Origin of the sequence: Glutamicibacter sp. AOP5-A2-18 (assembly GCF_052446055.1) — a bacterium.
Taxonomy (GTDB): Bacteria; Actinomycetota; Actinomycetes; order Actinomycetales; family Micrococcaceae; genus Glutamicibacter.
The window spans coordinates 3,582,870-3,603,139 of record NZ_JBQSVW010000001.1; the positions used below are offsets into that span (position 1 = coordinate 3,582,870).

Consider the following 20,270-nt stretch of genomic DNA (forward strand, 5'->3'; position numbering starts at 1 on the left):
GAAACTAATGAAACCCTCTATTCTCGCTATTGCCGACTCAGATTCATACCTGAAAATGGCAACAAGTTTTTTGCACCGTCTAGGCCCTGAATGGGACCGGAAGATCTATTTGGCGCGCACCCCTGTCATGCCAACTGCACAACAAATCGCGGCAGCCTTCGAAGGAACCGATTTAGATCCAGCGGCGCTCGAGGTCATTCAGCTTTCTCAGCTCAACGCCGATACGGTGGCGCAAAACCTTGTTTTTGCCTCGGCAACTGGCCCTGTTGTCGCTGAAATTTACTCACGGATACTACGTACCGAACCGATTGACGGACGTTGCACCGCACTAATTTCTGCTCTGCCTGGTGTGGCCTATCCTGCGACTCGTAAGGGTTGGAATTACCGTCGCGCAGGCGATGCGTTTATTTGTCATTCTCATGCCGAAGCTCGCGATTTTTCCTATATGACCGAGCTAAGCGAGGGTCATCAGCCGACCATCATGGTCAGCAAGCTGCCGTTCTTGCATTCCATTGGTTTCCCTCCGGTCCAGGAGCACCAGGTCAGTCGTCTGGTGTTTGCGCCTCAGGCCAAGGTTCCAGAGACTGAACAGCAGCGTGAATCCATCTTGTTAGCGTTGGAAAAGGCTAGCCAGATGAATCCGGGCCTTGAGGTTCTGATAAAGCTTCGTGCCAAGGCGGGTGAACCGCAGACGCATATGGAGGCCTATCCCTATGACAGTCTGTTCGATAACCTCAAAGCTCAAAAGCTGATCAGTTCAGAATCACGGATTCGCTTTGATGCGGGGTCAATGAGCGAAGCCCTGGTTCCGGGCAGCGCACTGGTCACCGTGTCATCTACTGCCGCTTTAGAGTCCATTGATCGAGGTTTACCCACGATGGTGCTCTCTGATTTTGGCGTCAGTACTCAGATGATCAATACCGTATTTACTGCCTCGGGCATCATCGGCGATTTGGATGACGTTGTTTCCTTGAATTTCGGTGAACCCAGCAAAGCTTGGTTAAGGGAAAACTACTTCCACCGCATGGATCGCAGCTTCATTCAGTCCCTCGAGGTATTGGCTCAGCGGGCGAATGAAGGCAAGCTACGCACTGACCCTGAGATGTTGGCCTTTATTCGCCGACAGCCTTTGCGTCATCGCCTGCGCACGTCTTTGCCATCGCCGGTGGTCAAGGTCTTACTGAAGGTTCGCCGTAGCTACCAACGCTCACGTGGCAGCAGAGCTAGAACTATGTCATGAGTGTCTAGTAAATTGCTGCTGACATAGATTTTGACCTGACTTCCAGCTAGGAGACACGAGTAAAAGTCTTTTTACTTCTGTACAAAATGGCTGTCCTTGTTAGCTCAGCTTCGACCATCAACCTTTGATCGCGGTCGCCGGGGTCCGCCCTACTCAGCTTTAGATTTGTAATGTCTTGGCTGATTGGGAATGTTCTGATCGTCATACGGCTTAATAGCTTCAAGGGCAATCTCCAGCACGTGCTTTTGATGCGCCCTAAAGTCCGAAGGTCTTACACATTTTCAAAGGAGCCCATGTGTCAGCAAATCCGATCCGCGTTGCCATCGTTGGAGTAGGCAACTGCGCCACTTCACTTATCCAAGGTGTTGAATACTACCGAAATGCGGACCCAGCAGCCAGCGTTCCAGGTCTTATGCACGTGCAGTTCGGCCAGTACCACGTTGGTGATGTTCAGTTCGTTGCTGCCTTTGACGTTGATTCCAAGAAGGTCGGCCTCGATCTCGCAGAAGCAATTCTGGCCAGCGAAAACAACACCATCAAAATCGCTGATGTTCCTACGACCGGGGTTACGGTGCAGCGCGGTCACACCCTTGATGGGCTAGGCAAGTACTACCGCGAGACCATCGAAGAGTCTGCTGCGCAGCCGGTAGATATCGTTGCGCAGCTAAAGGAAAACAAGGTGGACGTCCTAGTCTGCTACCTTCCCGTTGGATCTGAGCAGGCCGCCAAGTACTACGCTCAGTGCGCGATTGATGCCGGCGTTGCTTTTGTTAATGCCTTGCCAGTGTTCATCGCTGGCACTCCCGAGTGGGCTGCGAAATTCACCGAAGCGGGCGTCCCAATTGTTGGCGACGATATCAAGAGCCAGATCGGTGCGACTATCACCCACCGTGTGATGGCCAAGTTGTTTGAAGACCGAGGCGTAGTGCTCGACCGCACCTACCAACTGAACGTTGGCGGCAACATGGATTTCAAGAACATGCTCGAGCGCGACCGTTTGGAATCAAAGAAGATCTCCAAAACTCAGGCAGTCACCTCAAATACTTCGGCTCAACTGGCCGCTGACGATGTTCACATCGGCCCGAGCGACTACGTTGCTTGGTTGGATGACCGGAAGTGGGCTTTTGTTCGCCTCGAGGGACGCAATTTCGGAGATGCTCCAGTGAATTTGGAGTACAAGCTAGAAGTTTGGGACTCACCAAACTCTGCAGGTGTCATCATCGATGCGGTACGCGCAGCCAAGATCGCCCTGGATCGCGGCATCGGTGGCCCAATTTTGTCTGCATCGAGCTACTTCATGAAGTCGCCACCCGAGCAGTACGACGATGAAACAGCACGCAACAAAGTCGAGGCCTTCATCCGCGGCGACGTGGAACGCTAGTTCTCACTACCAAAACACCCTTAGATGCGCAGAAGCCCGCCGGCTTGCAGGCCGGCGGGCCTCTGAGCATTAATATGCGAGTTCATTATGGGGTACCTCTGATTCGACGGACGGACAACGGTAATGGCGTTGTCGCGGATCAACGAATACGTAGGTACATCTCTACGGGCACATGGTTTTTCAGTTCACGCTCACGCATGCGACGGTTAAATTCTGTGCTGTCGAGGTTTTTCAACTTGCGACTGGCTTGTCGATTTTTCATTTGTTTTCCCTCCCTTCGTTAACTTTCGAAGGGTTGGGAAGATCTTGTCGCGTCGTGGAGATTGCGCGAGCCTTGAGGCTTTCGGGTCCTGCGAAGATAAGTTCCGAGGTGCGAACAGCCTGTTGAGCGGATGAGGAAAACAGGAGGCTAGACATGAAAAAAGTTCCTAAGGTGGGAGTCGATTACTGACTTTCAACCTCAGGAACTTGGGTGGGGATCACCGTGTTCTAGGAATCCACTGTTCCGGAGGTTGGAGAGAAAAGGCCGTGATTGCCGGTAGACATAAAGCCACCGTCAATTCGCCATGTGCGATGAGTTGAAATATCCAGATTGATATTCATCGTTTCTCCACCTCCTAAGATCTATTTGTTGGCCAGCCGCGAATCACCACGGGGCCTGCTAATAAGTTTCATCGATCCGCAAGTCTCATTGAGACTTCCCAATCACAGTATTCAGCATACATGGATTGCACAGGCTCCGCCACTAATTAGGTCAAAAAGTTTAAGAACTTTTTTCGAGCATGAAAAAGCACCCGGCCCCTTGAGGGTGCCGGGTGCTCATTCTGTCTCTGTGCTTGTCAGCAGTTACTCTTCGGTAATTGCTTCCTGCGCTTCAGGCTGCTCGCTCCACCAAGCTCGTAGCTGCTCAATGGCAGCATCTTCACCCAGCGGACCTTCATCCAAACGAAGCTCGAGCAAGAACTTGTAGGCACGACCAACTACCGGCCCAGGCTTAATGCCCAAGATGCCCATAATCTGCTGCCCGTCCAAGTCTGGACGGATCGACTGCAGCTCTTCCTGCTCAGCAATCTGCGCAATGCGTGCCTCGAGATCATCGTAGGCAAAGGCCAGTCGATCCGACTTCTTGCGATTGCGCGTGGTGACATCCGAACGGGTCAGGCGGTGCAGGTACTCAAGCAAGTCACCGGCATCGGTAACGTAGCGGCGCACCGCAGAGTCAGACCAGCCTGCTTCGCCGTAACCATAAAACCGCATGTGCAGCTCAACGAGCCGAGCCACAGCTTTGGTGGTTTCCTTATCAAAACGCAGGGCCCGCATGCGCGCCTTGACCATCTTGGAGCCAACCATGTCGTGATGGCGGAAAGACACCGCGCCGTTAGGTTCAAACTTGCGTGTGGCCGGCTTGCCAATGTCATGCATCAACGCTGCAAAGCGCAGAACAAAGTTGGGTCCAGGCACTGGGCCATCTTGATCCGTTTCCATCGAGACGGCCTGCTCGAGCACAGTCAATGAGTGCTGGTAGACATCCTTGTGCCGATGGTGCTCATCAATTTCTAGGCGCAGTGCTGAAACTTCAGGCAGTACTCTGTCAGCCAACCCGGTCTCAACCAGCAGGTTGATGCCCGCCCGAGGATCTGCTCCCTTGATCAGCTTCACCAATTCGTCACGCACACGCTCCGCGGAAATGATCTCAATACGTCCGGTCATCTCGCTCATGGCCTGACGAACCCCGGCGCTGACTTCAATCTGCAGCTGCGAAGCAAAACGCGCTGCACGCATCATGCGCAATGGATCATCCGAGAAGGAAATATCCGGAGCACCTGGAGTCCTGATCGACTGATCTCTCAACGAGGACACCCCATCAAAGGGGTCCACCAGTTCAAGATCTGGCAATCGAAGTGCCATCGAGTTCATGGTGAAGTCACGGCGGAACAGGTCATCGTGCAGGTTATCGCCAAAGGCAACAATTGGCTTACGCGATTGGCTGTCGTACGCATCTGCCCTATACGTGGTGACTTCCAAAGTATGCTCGCCCTTTTTGAAGGCGATAGTGCCGAACTCTCGACCCACATCCCAGATATTATCGGCCCAACCGGAGATCACCTTAATGGTTTCTTCCGGGCGCGCGCTGGTGGTGAAATCTAGGTCCGGGGATACTCGACCCAAGTAGAGATCTCGGACCGGTCCACCCACCAAGGACAACTCATGGCCCGCCGCCACAAAACGGTCGGCCAAGTCGAAAATAACCGAGGGCAGGATTTGACGTAATACGTCAGGTGAGGGAAGTGCATGCATAGTTACTTAAGCGTGCCAGAAATCTGGGCAAAATGCTTGAAAATGCGCTGAAATTGCTTGCGATATAACTTACTTGTCCACGTCGATAAAGCGAACGAGGCCACTTTCTCGATAGAGTGGATCCATGAACCGACCGATCCCGTCTGCCCCAAAGCGCACCCCATTGACTGCGTCAATGGCTCGTGCGCAGGCAACTGGCGGTCATACAAGCTTGCCAACGGTGGAAGAAGTCTCTTCCGGCGGCATTGTGATCGACTTCAACGCACCCAAACTCCCCGTCGCAATTATCGCCCGGTATAACCGTGGCGGACGGCTGGAATGGTGCCTGCCCAAGGGTCACCCCGAGGGAATAGAAAACAATGAGGAAGCGGCTATCCGCGAAATCGAGGAAGAGACCGGCATCGCCGGAAAGATCCTTGCCCCGTTGGGTTCGGTCGATTACTGGTTCACCGTGACCAATTACCGGGTGCACAAAACTGTGCACCATTTCCTGCTGGAAGCTACTGGCGGACAACTAACGATCGAGAACGACCCCGATCACGAAGCCGTCGATGTTGCCTGGGTACCTCTTGATGCCCTAGGCAAACGCCTGTCCTTCCCTAATGAACGCCGGATCGCTGATCTGGCACGCGAGGTTCTTACAAAGCATGTCTCAGGTTCCTAATTCTTCTGCGGGCTCCGATCAGCAGCCAATGACCGGGGCCATGGACTTAGTCGCCGAATCTCCCCAGCAGCTGCATACCCAGCAGGGACGCTCACGCTCTAAGATCTACGCCCTGATGGCCTCGGGAACCATGGTTTCGCGTCTGTTGGGCTTTGCTCGCACCGCGTTGCTGGCGATGGCTATTGGTTCGGTCACCTCGGTGGCCGATATTTTCGAAAAAGCCAACGTCATCCCGACGATCATCTACATGTTGCTCGCCGGTGGCGTCTTCAACGTGGTGCTGATCCCGCAGCTGATCAAGGCGTCCAAAGCTAAAGACCGAGGTGCTGCGTACACCTCAAAGCTTTTGACCTTGGTTGTGGTGGTGATGGGGCTGCTCACCCTGGTCCTGACCATCTGCGCTAAACCGTTGATCATCGCGCTGACCAACAACTGGACCGACCCGATGATCATGCTGGGCACCGCGTTTGCCTATTGGTCTCTTCCACAGATCTTCTTCTACGGGCTCTACGCGGTACTAGGCCAGGTACTCAACGCCAACGGGCGATTTGCCGCCTTTATGTGGGCCCCGGCGGTCAACAACATCATTCAGCTACTAGTCATTGGCGCCTTCATCCTGACCTTCGGCGCCTACTCTTCGGGCGATCCGATGCAGGACTGGAGCGCGGTCAAAAGCATGTGGCTTGCCGGTGGCGCCACCCTAGGCATTGTGTTGCAGTCCTTGGTGCTCTTCTGGCCACTGAAGAAGGTCGGCATTAAGCTGAGCTTTGACTTTGGCTGGCGCGGCATGGGCCTGCGCCACGTGGGCAAGCTGGCCATCTGGACCTTGGGCGCCATGGTCATCGGCAACCTCTCCTCGTTGCTGTACTCCAAGATCGTCTCTGGTGCCACCGCAGCTCGTGCCTCCATGGCTTCCGAACAGGCCGCCTCGGTGGCCGGTGAGTACGCGCTGAATACCTCGCAGCTGATCACCGTTTTGCCACACTCGCTGTTCGCGCTGACCGTGGCCACCGTGCTGTTTAACGACTTCGCAAGAGCCTTCACCGAAAAGCGCTACGCCGATGTTGGCCAGCTACTGAACCGCGGCATGCGCTCTACCGCCATCCCAATCGTCTTCTGCACCATCGTGTTTATCGTGCTTGCCGGTCCGCTGGGTCGACTGTTTGCTGGCTCCTCGGAGAACGCCGCGCAAGCCGCCGGAGCACTGGGCCAGTTGTTGGTTCTCACCGCCTTGGGCCTGCCATTTAAGTCCCTCCAGTTCTTCATGCTGCGCGTGTTCTACGCCGAAGAAGATACCCGCACCCCGATGCTGATCCAGTCCGCCACCGCGGCGGTTGGCCTAATCTTGGCCTTCACCGCAGCAGCCGTGATTGACCCAATGCACATCGCTGCGGCCATTGCCTTCATCTACGGCCTGACCAACGTGCTCTCCTGCATCGGCACCCACTTCCTGGTTAAGCGCCGCTACGGAAACTATGGTGTGCAGTCGGTGATCGATACCTATGTTCGCATCGGTTGGATGGCTACGCTCTCCGGCGCAGTGGGCTGCTTGGTGCTGTGGCTACTGGGTGGATTCAGCTTCGGATTTGCCTACTCCTCGCTGATTAACGCCATAATTTCGATCATTGCGGTGGCCGGAACCATGGGCGTTGTCTACATCGGATTACTCCACAAAACCAAGGTGCCGGAGCTTGATGGCTTCCTCGGTCCGATCCTTCGAAGAATCCCAGGATTCAAGCGCTAAAAAACCTTGGAAACTTGCCAGTGATTCTGCGCAAGATTGGCACCAAATCGGCCCCGCTGACAGGTAACATGACAGGTGGTGGTCTGAGTACTGCTACCGAAGAACAATCAACCCTTGGAGATGCACGTGGCGCAGCCAATCGATGTCGGCTCTGTCCTCAGCGGCCGTTACCAGGTCACTGAGACCGTCCTTTCATCAGCTGAAGGTGACTTGGTACTTGCAGGCATTGACCAAGTACTTAATCGCTCCGTCAGCATCATGGTGGCTTCGGCCGAGAACTCCTCTCAGCTGGCCGCTAGTGCCCGCGAAATTGCGATGGGTGAACGCGCCTCCAACGTCCAGGTACTGGACCTTGGCATCACCGACACCAACCAGAGCTACCTCGTGGCCAATGTGGCACGCTCTTCGGACCTGTTGGACCTAGTTCTCGAGTCCGACGACGCACCCTACGTTGAACCGTTCTTCACCGACACCTTGGGCACCGAGATCTTCGGCGTGACCCGTCAGTCCGCCCCAGAGTCTTACGAGGACGACAACCAGTACGAGGTCGAGCCTGCTGAACAAAACAAGTTCGGCACCGCCTTCTCCAGCGGTTTTGCCGGTCTGAAGAACCGCTTCGGCAAGAAAAACCAAGACCAGGCCAATGGCCAGCAGTCGGACCAGACCGCTCCTAACGAGCAGGTTCCGGCTACCACTGCCCACCCTGTGGCTTCCACCGAGCCACCGACCACCGAGGGTCAGCCAGCGGTTACCCGTCTTGATGATCAGGACGACGAGCCAAACGTCACCGCCACCGCAGCCTTAGCTGCCGCCGCCCAGTCAAAGGGTGATACCCCAGCGGCTGCAAAGCCAGCTGACGCAAGGTCGGATTCGACTCAGTCTGATTCGGCCAAGTCCGAGTCCGCCAAATCAGATTCCACCAAGCCTAAGGCCGCTGCTGGCGCCGCCGCCGGAACCGCAGCAGGTGCCGCGGCAGCAAAGCCAGCTCAGCAGCCAGCTCAGCAGCCAGTTCAGAAGCCAGCTGCGGATAACAAGCCTGTTGAGGACGAGCAGAAGCCCGCCAAGAAGAAGGGTGCCGGTGTAGCCGGTGCCGCAGCAGGTGCCGCGGGCGCTGTTGCTGCTGGTGCAGCCGCTGTTGCAGCCAAGGCATCAACTTTCCCAGCCGCCGCCAAAAACGTTGTCATCCCAAACCAGGCTGCGGCCACCGGGCAAGAAGATGATGAGTCGACGTCCAAGGGCACTCGCATTGTGGTTGGCGCGGTTCTGCTGATCATCTTGATCCTTGCTGTGGTCTTCGCCTTCAACTTCCTTGGTGGCGATAAGGAAACTACTGCCGATACCACCAACGAGCCTCAGCAGTCCGCTGCTCCTTCCGAGTCGGCCAAGCCGAAGGAATCCTCCGAGCCGGCCTTGCCAAAGCCTGTAATTTCGGATATTTCACGACTGGTTCCTGGTAACCAGCAGTTGAATGCTGAAACCGATGGCAAGCTGGCCAACATGGTCGACGGCAACGCCTCGAGCACCTATGACACCTTCACCTACACCACCAGCAACTTCGGTGGCTTCGCCTCCAATATGGTCTTCATCCTCGAGCTCAAGGACAAGGCGGCCATCTCCGAGGTGAACTTGGAAGGTTTGAATGGCACCGGCGGTGACTACGAGATCCTCGTTGGTGATTCCGATGATCTGGGCAATGCTAAGTCTGTAGCCAAGGGCTCATTCTCCGGCCCATCGGTCTCCGTGGCCGTGAAGGACGGGGATAAGGATTCCATGGAAGGCTCCTACGTCTTCCTCGATGTCACCGACCTGCCTCGTAAGGCATCGGGCAGCAACTCATCGCGACCATACGGTCTGCAAATCGGTGAATTCTCCGCCAAGTAACAGTAGCGGAATTTTTTAGCAAAGCCATACGTTGAGGTGGATAGTGAGGTAAAGCCTCGCTATCCACCTCGCAATTTTAGGACGAAAGGGTTCTATCCCCGTGACTTCAGCACAGAACGACGAAATCCGCGACGTAATCATCGTCGGCTCCGGCCCGTCGGGTTATACAGCTGCGATTTACACCGCCCGTGCGAACCTTAAACCTCTGGTTATCGCAGGTTCGGTTACAGCTGGTGGCGAACTGATGAACACCACCGAGGTGGAGAACTTCCCAGGTTTCCCAGAGGGCATCATGGGCCCAGACTTGATGGACAACCTGCAGAAGCAGGCAGAGCGCTTTGGCGCTGAAATCTTGTTCGACGACGTTACCGAAATGGACCTGAAAGGCGACATCAAGACCTTGTCGCTGGCTGATGGCACCACCTACCGTGCACATGCCGTCATCGTCTCCACCGGCTCCGCATACCGCGAGCTGGGCCTAGAAGACGAGAAGCGCCTCTCCGGCCACGGCGTCTCCTGGTGCGCTACCTGCGACGGTTTCTTCTTCCGCGACCAGAACATCGCCGTCATCGGCGGTGGCGACTCAGCCATGGAAGAGGCACTGTTCCTGACCAAGTTTGCTACCAAGGTCACCGTTGTACACCGTCGCAGTGAGCTGCGCGCATCAAAGATCATGGCAGATCGCGCCCTGGCCCACGAGAAGATTGACTTCGTTTGGGACTCAGAGGTTGTCGGCATCAACGGCGAGGATAAGGTTCAGAGCATTGCACTGAAGAACCTCGTCAACGGCGCCGAGAGCACCCTGGACGTCACCGGTATCTTTGTTGCCATTGGCAATGACCCACGCGTTGATCTCGTCAAGGATCAGCTCGAGCTGACTTCCGAGGGCACCATCGCCGTCGAAGGACGTACTTCGAAGACTTCGCTGCCAGGCGTATTTGCTGCAGGCGACGTCATCGATTCCACTTACCGCCAGGCAATCACCGCAGCCGGTTCCGGCTGCGCCGCTGCACAGGACGTGGAGCACTACCTGGCCAACATCACCACCGAAACCGTAGCTACCGTCTAAGTAGATTTCTCAGAAAGGGGTTGTCTCTCATGAGCAACGCAAAAGCAGTAACTGAAGCAACCTTCCAGAGCGAAGTTCTGGATTCCGAAAAGCCAGTCATCGTCGATTTCTGGGCAGAGTGGTGCGGTCCTTGCCGCCAGCTTGGTCCAGTACTGGATCAGATTGCTGAAGAGCACGCTGAAAAGGTAGACGTTGTAAAGATCAACGTTGACGAGAACCAGGGCATCGCCGCTAAGTACGGCATCACCAGCATCCCTGCTGTTTACGTTTTCAAGGGTGGCGAGCACGTAGCTACCTCGATCGGTGCTAAGCCAAAGGCTGTCATCGAAAAGGACTTTGCAGAGTACCTGTAAGTCACTAGCTTTACCAGAAGGGGGATCGGCCATCGGCCGGTCCCCCTTTTCTTGTCTCAGCATATTTTCAGACCCTAGCTGGGGTTAGGGTGAACTAGGTGCCTCTCCTGAGAGCTATTTGGAGCACGATATGCGGTATGAAAGTTATTTACTTTGTTTTTCTAGATATTCTTACTTGAAACTAGAATTCTGACCTCACCGGGCTCAGGAGAGCGGTTCGTTCAAAGCGCCTGCCGGTGGTTGCCAAAGATGCATCCTCTACGATCGAAAATGGTATTTGCATTTCTCTCGAATCAGCCAGAGCAACCCCTTGAACTGCAGTTGGTTCCCTCGGGAGGAAAACTAGCTCCTCCTTCCACGGTGTAAGTCTGCTTTGTAGATCCCGTCAGTTTTTGTATTCACGACTCTTTCAGACCAACGCGTTAGACCTATGTGTAGTTATCGATTAAAACGTCGGTTTTTTTGCTCTCCGAGTCCCGCATGGAATTGTTGTGAACCGAGATGGAATCTTGAGTTCTTGGCCACCGATGCTGACAACGATAGCTCCTCCCCTGAACGCCCAAGCTGTCAAAGACACATCCTCTTCGCAATGTCCGTGCCCTCAGTGTCTATAGCTTCAGCTTGCTGCCCCGGTGTCTGTCCGCGACCCACACGGAGCATACGGACAGAGTCAACTGAACGAATCTTTTCAAATTTCCCTTAGGAGCTATCTAGTCCAAGTTTCAGTCCAACCAACCTGGTGGCGAGGAGATCATCACGCTCATAGGAGCTCTCCCTCAAGACCGGACACAGTCTCTACACCCCACCTGAAACTCAGCTGATCTTCACTAGATCTTAGAGAGCCATACGTCAGCTAGCCGCTCGCTCTCCCCCATAATTCGTGAGCTTTCCTTCGACGCTCGATATACATCGTCAAGCGCCGCGAGTTCAGCCTCCTGATGCCTCCTGTTGCGTTCTGCCGACATGACATGCACTCATCGCGGTACCAATTGCCTAGAGTATGCGCTCGATAGGCCCAAAACTCGTTCTTATAGTCATCCCGGAACCTCTCTGGATCACTGGACAGCCTAGAATCGGCCTCTAGAGGCCGTAGGGGCCTCACGTGGAAACGTGGGGGAACCTCTCACGAGAGAGGAGGCTCTGGAGGCCCCTGAGGGGGCCGTAGAGCACCTAAGGGGTGCTCGGTTGCCCTAGAGGAGTTCTGTTGGGCATTTAGGCACTTGAAACACGTGTCTTCGGCGCTTTTGTTCGCATAAAACTAGGCCAGTGGTATCCATTCCTTACGAGCTCGAACTTCTATCTAGGTCACGCTGTACAGCAGAAGTTATCGGCCCATGAACCGCGCAAGTCTCTCTGGGCGCACCCGATCATGGTCGCCCGATCCGGGGCTACTCCGGCATCAGCTCCTGTCGCTTCTGAAGGGTCAATACATGAGGTCGGGACCACCGCTGAGGCCACAACGTTGATCGCGCGGCAGGCGTCGATTTCGATCTGCGAGACCGTCACTCAGCGTGGGCTCGGCATAGCGCGCATCCGTCACATACTCGCATGTCTCTATGTACTAAGCCGTCTCTTCTGGACACGTTTCCTGTTTTCATTCTTCGACACCATATAGCCTGCCGTCCTCATTTGAATGGCTAACTGAGCTTCACTTGGCTTCCCCAGAACAATGTGAGCACTATGTTGTCTGGGATGGATACCAATCTCGTGGCGACCTAAACTGCATTCCAGGATTTCTAAAGAACTATGCCACCAGTCCGCTTGGATGTTTCACGTGAAACGTACGGCAATCCGTCGCTGGAAGTGCCTGCGCAATTACGCACTTTTCACCACTGTTTCACGTGAAACATCAATGTAGTTCGTCGTGCCCATCCAATACTTGCACTGCTCAGCCTGGATAGAACCTACTCGAGGCGCTCCCTTCTGTTCACAGTCCTGCTGTTCATTGCTACGCCAAGGAACAGGCGGCAACGGATGGATCGTGTTTCAACAACAGACCCGCAGCGCCCATGATGCTCAGCTTTACAGTACGAGACACTGATACTGATCAGCACCAATACATAATCATCGAACAGGAAATTTCTGAGCCTCCAATAATTATTTAAGGGAAGACCTGAACTGCCCCGTCGCCCCGCAGGTCTCAGAAAGTCCTATGAAGGCCATCCGAACACGGATGTTTCACGTGAAACGTCAGAACCTGGACCGAACTACGTGTCCGCAGTCGGGGGCACGCCCACGGAGAAATCATTCAAGCCTGACGCCAGACACAGGCATGAACTCACTACGTAGATCAAGAACCACTCCCCCTCGGTGAACTGATTCAGTTCCGTAGACACATAGTCCCTCCAGCTGAAGCTCATCAGGTGCTTGAAGAAACCGTCAGTATTCGTCGCGGAGGTCGAGAGCACACTTATGGTGCGTCTCTGCTGAATCTACAGACCAGTAACTCAGCGCAGGCGATCCTGATCAGAAACCCGTGCCTAGTCGCAACTGATTGCTTCAATTCCTACTCGCCGCAACTGTCCATCCGCGAATCATGTCAGATGCTCCTATCCCCTATCCGTCTCAGTGATCGCGTTTCATGTTTGTAGCATCAGCGCTCTTACATCTGATGACGCGCTAGTCTCTCGGAACCTCCGTGGAGAAGCCAAAACGATCTCTAAACTAATGAATCCTGATCATCGTGTATTGCAATCTCGGAGAGGTGGAACAGTTATGTAGTTCCTTGGAGACTCGTGACAGCGAATCAGGAACACCGTTTCTAGAAGATAGCTACGGTACTTCAGTTGAGGCCCGTGGTTCTATTCCTCGCGACAGAAAATCTTTCCAACCCCAGGGACACTCCCCAATGCTGTTGTTGCAGTCCGAGCGAAAGCATATCTCCACGTATGCAGAAGCCAGGTAGCTACACTGAGTCGGCCAGCAAGATCATTAGTGGTTTGCGACGCTGCATCCGACGTTGTAGCTACACACTCGCAGTTCAACGCCGACCCATCTGAATCTGACATCTCCACCGTGATTCCTCCAGAGACCTCTTCATCCCAATATTGGAGCTACATCTTGGAGGCAAATTTGCGGCTGACGGACTGGATCCTTCTGTCGTTCCTAGACTCGCTCTAAGCCCGGATCCCCTGCAACCGAACTTTCGCCGATTGCGGTCGCATAAATCTGTAGTCCTGCGTCGTCAAACGTTGAAATCGTAATGTTTCACGTGAAACTTCACGGCTAATCACCCTATCAATCGTCTGTCCCCTCGATCGCAGGACTGGAGAGGCCTGTACCCCAGGTGTGTGCATTCGTCAGCCCCGTCAGGTACCACTGGTAGGACTGAATAGGATTTCCTTCGGCTCGGTCGATTCCACCAGTTATCGATGCCCTTGGAGTCTGTGGATTACTGAGGACGAGAACATCCGTTCGTCTTCCTCTCCATGATGTTTCACGTGAAACGCGTCGTTAAATGCAAAAGGCGCATGTTTCACGTGAAACATGCGCCTTTTCTGCTAAATTATTGCTTCATCTCAGGGTCAATGACCTGCATGATGCGGTTGAGGTCATCGACGGAGGCGAATTCAATACTGACCTTACCCTTGCGCGAGCCAAGTTGGATCTTCACATTCGTGTCCAGGCGGTCCGCAAGCGACGTAGCGAGGAAGTCTAGGCGTTCGTTACGCTGAGTCTCCTTGGTCTTCTTTGCAGCCTTCTTAGGCTTGTCGTCACTGAGCGCTACCGCTTCTTCCGTAGCTCGTACGGAAAGGCCTTCGTTGATGATTCGCTGGGCTAGTTGCTCAATGGCTTCGTTGTTCGAAAGCCCAAGTAATGCCCTCGCGTGTCCAGCGGAGAGTACTCCCGCTGCCACCCGGCGCTGAACCAGTGGAGGCAGCTTCATGAGACGAATAGTATTGGAGATCTGCGAACGCGAACGTCCAATACGATCCGAAAGTACTTCTTGAGTACAGTCGAATTCTTCTAATAGCTGCTGATATGCAGCCGCTTCTTCAAGAGGATTCAGCTGCGAACGATGCAGGTTTTCAAGCAATGCGTCGCGAAGAAGATCATTATCTTGTGTGTCGCGGATGATTGCTGGGATGGTTTCCAGGCCGGCCGCCTGCGTCGCGCGCCAACGGCGTTCACCCATGACCAGCTCATACGGTGCGTCATCAGCTTCGCGTGAGGGACGAACAACGATGGGCTGAAGAAGTCCAATTTCGCGGATGGAATGGATGAGTTCATCCATGTGTTCCTGGTCGAAATTGGTTCTTGGCTGCTTACGGTTAGGATGAATCTGCGTTACATCAAGTTCCGCAAATTTAGCGCCCGGCACCTCAACAAGATCGGACGTCTCATCGGTTGTCACCGAAGGTGCTTCGATCTTTGGTGCAGTCTTTTTAGCTGGCTTTTCAGCTTCGGTGGGTTCAACCACTGGCTTGGTGGACAACGAGCTATTCAACCCTGGCATCGTCGCGCGTGGTCGCTTCGTAGTCTTGCTTGCAGCTGGCGCAGCAGACTTTGGTGCCGAGGACTTGCGACCCGGTTCAAAGAACATGTCTACAGGACGTGCTGCCTTACTTTTTGCGGAATCCGCTTTAGTCTCAGTCGAAGATGTTTCACGTGAAACATCGACTTTCTCCTCGGCAATCTCCGTGACAGGCGAGCTCGAGATAAGAGCACCTAGTCCCCTACCCAATCCACGCTTCTTCTCTGCCATGTTAATTGCACGCCCTTTCGTCCGAACATTCAGCCCGAGACTAGTTTACTGTTTTTAAACTTTCATACGGGGATGCGCGCGCAAAAGCCTAGCTCCAGTGTTGACTTCGCTTCAAACCGCTTAAAGTGAACACGAAAAACAAACAAAAAAATACGTAAATATCGATCTATTTACGTGGAACGGCTTGAGGCAGACTAAGCGCCGCGCTCGGCCATCTCTTGGGCTGCTTCCTTGTACGAAAGTGCGCCAGTTGAGTTGGGATCGTACGTAATGACGGTCTGCTGGTAACTAGGTGCCTCGGAGATACGAACGGACCGAGGAATTACTGCTTCAAGAACCTGCTCAGGGAAATGCTCGCGAACTTCATTAGCAACCTGCGCGGCCAACTTGGTACGACCGTCATACATGGTCAAAAGAATCGTGGAGACGGTCAGCTTGGAGTTCAAGTGCTTCTGAATCATCTCAATGTTCTTCAGCAACTGGCTCAGTCCTTCCAATGCGTAGTACTCACACTGGATAGGAATCAAAACTTCGCGTGCAGCAACAAAAGCGTTGACGGTCAGAAGGCCCAGGCTAGGTGGGCAGTCAATGAACACGTAGTCGAGTCGTGGGAGACCCTCTCGCTGACGCGTACGTGCGTAGTCATCTAAGGCTCGCTGTAGGCGCTGCTCGCGCGCCACGAGGGATACAAGCTCGATTTCAGCACCAGCGAGGTGGATCGTCGCAGGAGCTACCTGCAAGCTAGGAAGCTCTGGGCAGGTTGCAACAACGTCAGCCAACGGAAGATCATTGATAAGCACATCGTAGATGCTGTCGACCTCGGCATGGTGCTCAATTCCGAGAGCGGTTGAGGCGTTGCCCTGCGGATCAATGTCGATCACCAAAACGTTCATTCCGCCCTGCGCTAGAGCAGCAGCAAGGTTAACAGTGGTCGTCGTTTTACCGACCCCACCCTTTTGGTTTGAGATCGTGAAATAGCGGGTCTTATCAGGCGCTGGCACCGTGGTGGCCTCCAAAGCTTCGCGACGACGAAGTTCGCTAGCTATCTGTGTAGCCAGTGGCGAGGACGAGTCACTGAAGTCAAAAGCGCTGCTCGATGAGCTCTTAGTCTTGGACACAGGTAAAACTCCTCCTCGTGAATTGATGCAACCCATATTCAAGGCAACACCGACAATGTTTCACGTGAAACATTCAAAACAAGTTATTGGAATTGCTAAACAACTTCAGGCCTACAGCTCGCGCGAAATTTGCCGTTAGCGTCCCAAGAACTATTAAACAGACTATCGCGTTGGGCTAGCCAACCTTAATGCGAACCACCGTAGTTGGCTCTGCGAGGAATTCTCCACCGATGGTGAGGACTTCTGTTTCCTTGCCTCCGAGCTTGCGGATGGCCTTGGAAGCCTTGTCGATTTCTTCGGCGGCTGAGCGACCCTTGATAGCAATAAGTTGGCCCTTGCCGTGGAGCAGGGGGATCGTCAGGCCAGCGAGGTTGGTCAGTGCGGAGACGGCACGTGCAGTGACATAGCTAGCGTTAACGGCATCAACCATCTGCTCAGCACGTCCACGCATAACCGTCACGTTATCCAAGCCAAGGTCATCGATGACTTCCGAAAGCCAGATGCAACGACGCTCTAGTGGCTCAATGAGAGTCAGCTTGAGGTCTGGGCGGGCAATGGCCAAGCAGAGGCCTGGAAGGCCCGCTCCGGAGCCTACGTCAGCAACTTCGACGTCGCGCTCGATGACCGATTCAATCACGGCACAGTTGAGTACGTGACGGGACCACAGGCGCGGTACCTCACGAGGGCCAAGCAGTCCACGCTCAATGCCTGAGGTAGCCAGGTGCTGGACATAGCGCTTAGCTAAATCCAGGCGGTCGCCGAAGATCTTTTCAGCGGCCAGGGTCTCTTCTGCAGTAAGGCTGAGATCCTCAGTCATGGTCTTGGTCCTTTAGGTCGATCAGCACGCTTGCGCGCGATGTTGCTTAGTTGTCCAGTACCGAGATAACGATATGGCGTCGAGTTGATTCACCCTCGGATTCCGAGTGCAATCCTGCATCGGCAATCACGTCGTGCACGAGCTTACGTTCGTAGGCGCTCATTGGATCCAGGTGGACCTTTTCACCCGTTGAACGAGCAGACTCAATGGCTTCTTCAGCCAACTTCTTCAGCTGCCCAGCACGGTCCGTACGGTACCCTGCAATGTCCAGGATCAAACGGGAACGCTCACCGGTAGCGGTAAGAACTGCCAGTCGGGTCAGTTCCTGCAGAGAGTCTAAGACCTCGCCCTTATCGCCAATGAGGCTATTGAGCGAGTCATCGTCCTCATCGGTGAGGATCGAAATGTAGGTACGTCCGCCACGGATTTCGATGTCGATGTCGCCATCAAGATCAGCAATATCCAGAAGTTCTTCAAGGTAGTCTGCAGCAACCTCACCCTCGTCGAGGGCGTCTTGTGGTGCCACGATTTGAGGCTCCACGGTTGGAGCGTCAATATTCTCAGTTGCAGTCATCGCTACTTCTTCTTCCGGCGGTTATTTCGCTTTGGCTGGTCACGCTGGCCCTTAGCCTGCTGGAGTGCTGCCTCTTCGGCGGCTGCAGCTGCGTCTTCCTTCTTAACACCTACTGGAGGCAAACCCTTGGTTGCGCGGCGAGCGTTAAGTTCACGCTCTGCCTGGGAGCCTGGAGTTGGGTTGTTACGGATAACCCAGTACTGCTGACCCAGGGTCCAAAGGTTGGTAGCGGTCCAGTAAATCAGAACACCAATTGGGAAGTTGATACCACCGATACCGAAGACCAACGGCAGGATGTACATCATCATCTTCTGTTGCTGCATGAACGGGCCTTCGAGTGCCTCCTTGCTCATGTTCTTGGTCATCAGCTGGCGCTGGGTGAAGAACTGCGATGCGATCATCGCGAGGATCATGATGACGGCAACAACTACGACGGCCCAGTTGGTATGGCCCGAGTTGAAGGTTCCCAAGAAAGTTTCCGATAGCGGAGCACCAAAGATCTCGGCGCTATCAAAACTACGGATGTTCTCAACAGAGAGGGCGCCAACGGACTGGTGGTTCTCGCTGGCGTGCGAGGCATTGTTCAGTACGCGGAACAGTGCGAAGAAGAACGGCATCTGAATCAACAGAGGCAAGCAGGAAGACAGCGGGTTAGTCTTGTGCTTCTTGAACAGCTCTTGCTGCTCCTGAACCATAGCCTGACGCGACATCTGGTCGGTCTTGCCCTTGTACTTCGCCTGTAGCTTGCGAAGGTCAGGCTGCAAGGCCTGCATAGCGCGCTGCGATTTGATCTGCTTGACGAATACTGGAATCAGCAACGTACGGATCAGCAGCACAAGGAAGATGATCGAGAGGGTCCAGGTAACGCCTGAACCTTCGTTCATGCCAATCCGAGTGAACAGTTCGTGGAATGCCCACAAAACCCACGACACCGCATAAGTAAACGGAGTCAATATGGTGTCTAGAAAGTTGTTCATCAGTGGTCGAGCTCCTTGCGGCCGCTATCCGCGGCGTCTTCATCGTCGGGAATCACAGGATGATTCAGAACTATGATCCTCGGCAGTTTGCCTTCTGGCCAAATCCTTGGTCCCTCAGGAACATGATCGACGCCCCCGTGAGACCACGGATTGCACCGAAGGATTCGCCAAGTGGTCAGTCCGGCACCTTTAACAACGCCGTGCTGAGTCACCGCTTCGAGCCCATAGGCAGAACAGCTAGGAAAGTATCGGCATACATCGCCATATAGTGGCGAGATGATTTTTCGGTAAATCTTTAGCAACCCGATGACGGTGTTGCGTGGAATATCAATGATGATCCACAGCAACCCAGTGCGGGGGGCAGAATCCTTACGCATCAGCGATCCTCGAGCTTCCTTAACGCAGCGGAAAATGATGCGTTGATCTGGGAACGAAGTTCATCCCAAGAAAGTTCCGAGGCGCCAGGAAGCGCACGTACGACAAAGTCAACATCGCCCTCTACGCGCCGAAGCTCGTGGGCGATTTCTCGCATTCGTCGTTTAGCGAGATTCCTTTTAACGGCAATACCAACAGCCTTGGAAACTATGAATCCAAACCGGTCCCCCGCAAACTCTTCAGTTTCGCGGCGGCGTGCATATAGCACGACGTTCCGGCGTCCGCTTCGGACGCCGGAACGTACTGTGACTGTTAGGTCCTGCGCTAAGCGCAGTCGCTGATTCTTTGGCAACATGATGGTTCAACCAGCTCTTTAGTTGAGCTCGTTGAAATCATGAAGCCAACAGCTGAGTCGCAAATTTATGCTGAGAGTTCGGTGCGGCCCTTGCCACGACGTGCCGAAAGGATGGCACGACCTGCACGGGTACGCATACGAAGACGGAAACCGTGCTTCTTCGAACGACGACGGTTGTTTGGCTGAAAAGTCCGCTTGCTCACGGTGACACTCCAAGACGATCTAGATGATGCGTTCTTCCCGTTGACTATTTAGCAGTGAACAACAGGATGACGCTCGTAACTTATAAAAAGTGTGCGTATTTCGCGGGCTCTTCTAAAAAATGAGCAAGTCGCAAATGAAGCACACAGGACTGAATAACAATAGAAAAATGTTCGCCATAGGTCAAATTGGCGCGACAGTTCCACCAACTTCGCCCGGCAGGCGGTTAGCCTGTGAATAATCTACCCCAAACTTGTGGATTACTACTGTGTATAACGAAAGAAAGTTCACATTTAGCCACGAAACCGCAGGTCATCTCCAAGCTTAAAACGCTTATTCTCAAGGGAAAACCTCTTTTCCACAGTTTAGTGGCCAACTTTTTCCACCTAGCTGTGCATAACTGTGTGGATGGTGGATAGAATCAATGGAGACGTCGTCCAAAAAACGGCGTTTTCGAGCCTTGGAAACAAGATTCGTGTGACCAAGATTGCATTTTTATCGAGAGTGGGGCGCCCTTA

17 protein-coding genes are annotated in these 20,270 nt (G+C 54.0%); 7 read left to right on the plus strand and 10 right to left on the minus strand.

Annotated elements, in window-relative coordinates:
- The first annotated feature begins 7 nt into the window (after positions 1-7).
- Entirely contained in the window at positions 8-1,240 is a 1,233-nt protein-coding gene (locus ACT3RW_RS17150; protein ID WP_444614582.1) for a DUF6716 putative glycosyltransferase, read from the plus strand.
- Between the two features lie 295 nt (positions 1,241-1,535).
- Positions 1,536-2,621 (plus strand): inositol-3-phosphate synthase, encoded by a 1,086-nt coding sequence (locus tag ACT3RW_RS17155; protein WP_444614583.1) that lies wholly within the window; start codon positions 1,536-1,538, stop codon positions 2,619-2,621.
- Between the two features lie 139 nt (positions 2,622-2,760).
- Here ACT3RW_RS17155 and ACT3RW_RS17160 read toward each other — a convergent pair whose 3' ends face one another.
- Positions 2,761-2,883, minus strand: coding sequence for a hypothetical protein (locus ACT3RW_RS17160; RefSeq protein ID WP_262198890.1), 123 nt, complete (start codon positions 2,881-2,883; stop codon positions 2,761-2,763).
- 584 nt (positions 2,884-3,467) lie between these two features.
- Positions 3,468-4,919 carry a CCA tRNA nucleotidyltransferase gene (locus tag ACT3RW_RS17165; RefSeq protein WP_444614584.1) on the minus strand — a complete coding sequence of 484 codons (1,452 nt, stop codon included), beginning with the start codon at positions 4,917-4,919 and terminating at the stop codon, positions 3,468-3,470.
- A gap of 124 nt (positions 4,920-5,043) precedes the next feature.
- Between ACT3RW_RS17165 and ACT3RW_RS17170 the strand changes: the two genes are divergently transcribed.
- From ACT3RW_RS17170 to trxA, 5 genes are all read left to right on the plus strand, one after another.
- Positions 5,044-5,583, plus strand: a complete 540-nt coding sequence (locus ACT3RW_RS17170) for an NUDIX domain-containing protein (protein WP_131089642.1) — start codon at positions 5,044-5,046, stop codon at positions 5,581-5,583.
- A complete protein-coding gene (murJ, locus tag ACT3RW_RS17175) occupies positions 5,567-7,327 on the plus strand; it encodes a murein biosynthesis integral membrane protein MurJ (protein WP_444614585.1) in 1,761 nt (586 codons plus the stop codon). Before ACT3RW_RS17170 ends, murJ begins: the two co-directional genes overlap by 17 nt.
- Positions 7,328-7,453: 126 nt before the next feature.
- A complete protein-coding gene (locus ACT3RW_RS17180) occupies positions 7,454-9,208 on the plus strand; it encodes a hypothetical protein (RefSeq protein WP_444614586.1) in 1,755 nt (584 codons plus the stop codon).
- A gap of 100 nt (positions 9,209-9,308) precedes the next feature.
- Complete coding sequence (trxB, locus tag ACT3RW_RS17185; RefSeq protein WP_444614587.1) at positions 9,309-10,277, plus strand: thioredoxin-disulfide reductase; 969 nt, start codon at positions 9,309-9,311, stop codon at positions 10,275-10,277.
- 29 nt (positions 10,278-10,306) lie between these two features.
- Positions 10,307-10,630 (plus strand): thioredoxin, encoded by a 324-nt coding sequence (gene trxA / locus ACT3RW_RS17190; protein ID WP_131089644.1) that lies wholly within the window; start codon positions 10,307-10,309, stop codon positions 10,628-10,630.
- Positions 10,631-14,135: 3,505 nt separating this feature from the next.
- Here the strand turns inward: trxA and ACT3RW_RS17195 are convergent.
- The 8 genes from ACT3RW_RS17195 to rpmH form a co-directional block, all read right to left on the minus strand.
- Positions 14,136-15,335, minus strand: a complete 1,200-nt coding sequence (locus ACT3RW_RS17195; RefSeq protein WP_444614588.1) for a ParB/RepB/Spo0J family partition protein — start codon at positions 15,333-15,335, stop codon at positions 14,136-14,138.
- A 194-nt stretch (positions 15,336-15,529) separates the two neighbouring features.
- Positions 15,530-16,453 carry a ParA family protein gene (locus ACT3RW_RS17200; RefSeq protein ID WP_278184788.1) on the minus strand — a complete coding sequence of 308 codons (924 nt, stop codon included), beginning with the start codon at positions 16,451-16,453 and terminating at the stop codon, positions 15,530-15,532.
- 175 nt (positions 16,454-16,628) lie between these two features.
- The gene (rsmG, locus tag ACT3RW_RS17205; RefSeq protein WP_444614589.1) at positions 16,629-17,270 is read right to left on the minus strand and encodes a 16S rRNA (guanine(527)-N(7))-methyltransferase RsmG; all 642 of its coding nucleotides are present in this window, start codon (positions 17,268-17,270) and stop codon (positions 16,629-16,631) included.
- A 46-nt stretch (positions 17,271-17,316) separates the two neighbouring features.
- Entirely contained in the window at positions 17,317-17,844 is a 528-nt protein-coding gene (locus ACT3RW_RS17210; RefSeq protein ID WP_131089647.1) for a Jag family protein, read from the minus strand.
- Between the two features lie 2 nt (positions 17,845-17,846).
- Positions 17,847-18,821, minus strand: a complete 975-nt coding sequence (yidC, locus tag ACT3RW_RS17215) for a membrane protein insertase YidC (RefSeq protein WP_131089648.1) — start codon at positions 18,819-18,821, stop codon at positions 17,847-17,849.
- Complete coding sequence (gene yidD, locus ACT3RW_RS17220) at positions 18,821-19,198, minus strand: membrane protein insertion efficiency factor YidD (RefSeq protein WP_131089649.1); 378 nt, start codon at positions 19,196-19,198, stop codon at positions 18,821-18,823. The genes yidC and yidD overlap by 1 nt, the downstream gene beginning before the upstream one ends.
- Positions 19,198-19,551, minus strand: a complete 354-nt coding sequence (rnpA, locus tag ACT3RW_RS17225; RefSeq protein WP_131089650.1) for a ribonuclease P protein component — start codon at positions 19,549-19,551, stop codon at positions 19,198-19,200. Before rnpA ends, yidD begins: the two co-directional genes overlap by 1 nt.
- Before the next feature lie 65 nt (positions 19,552-19,616).
- Positions 19,617-19,754, minus strand: a complete 138-nt coding sequence (rpmH, locus tag ACT3RW_RS17230; RefSeq protein ID WP_075972541.1) for a 50S ribosomal protein L34 — start codon at positions 19,752-19,754, stop codon at positions 19,617-19,619.
- Positions 19,755-20,270 lie beyond the last annotated feature (516 nt).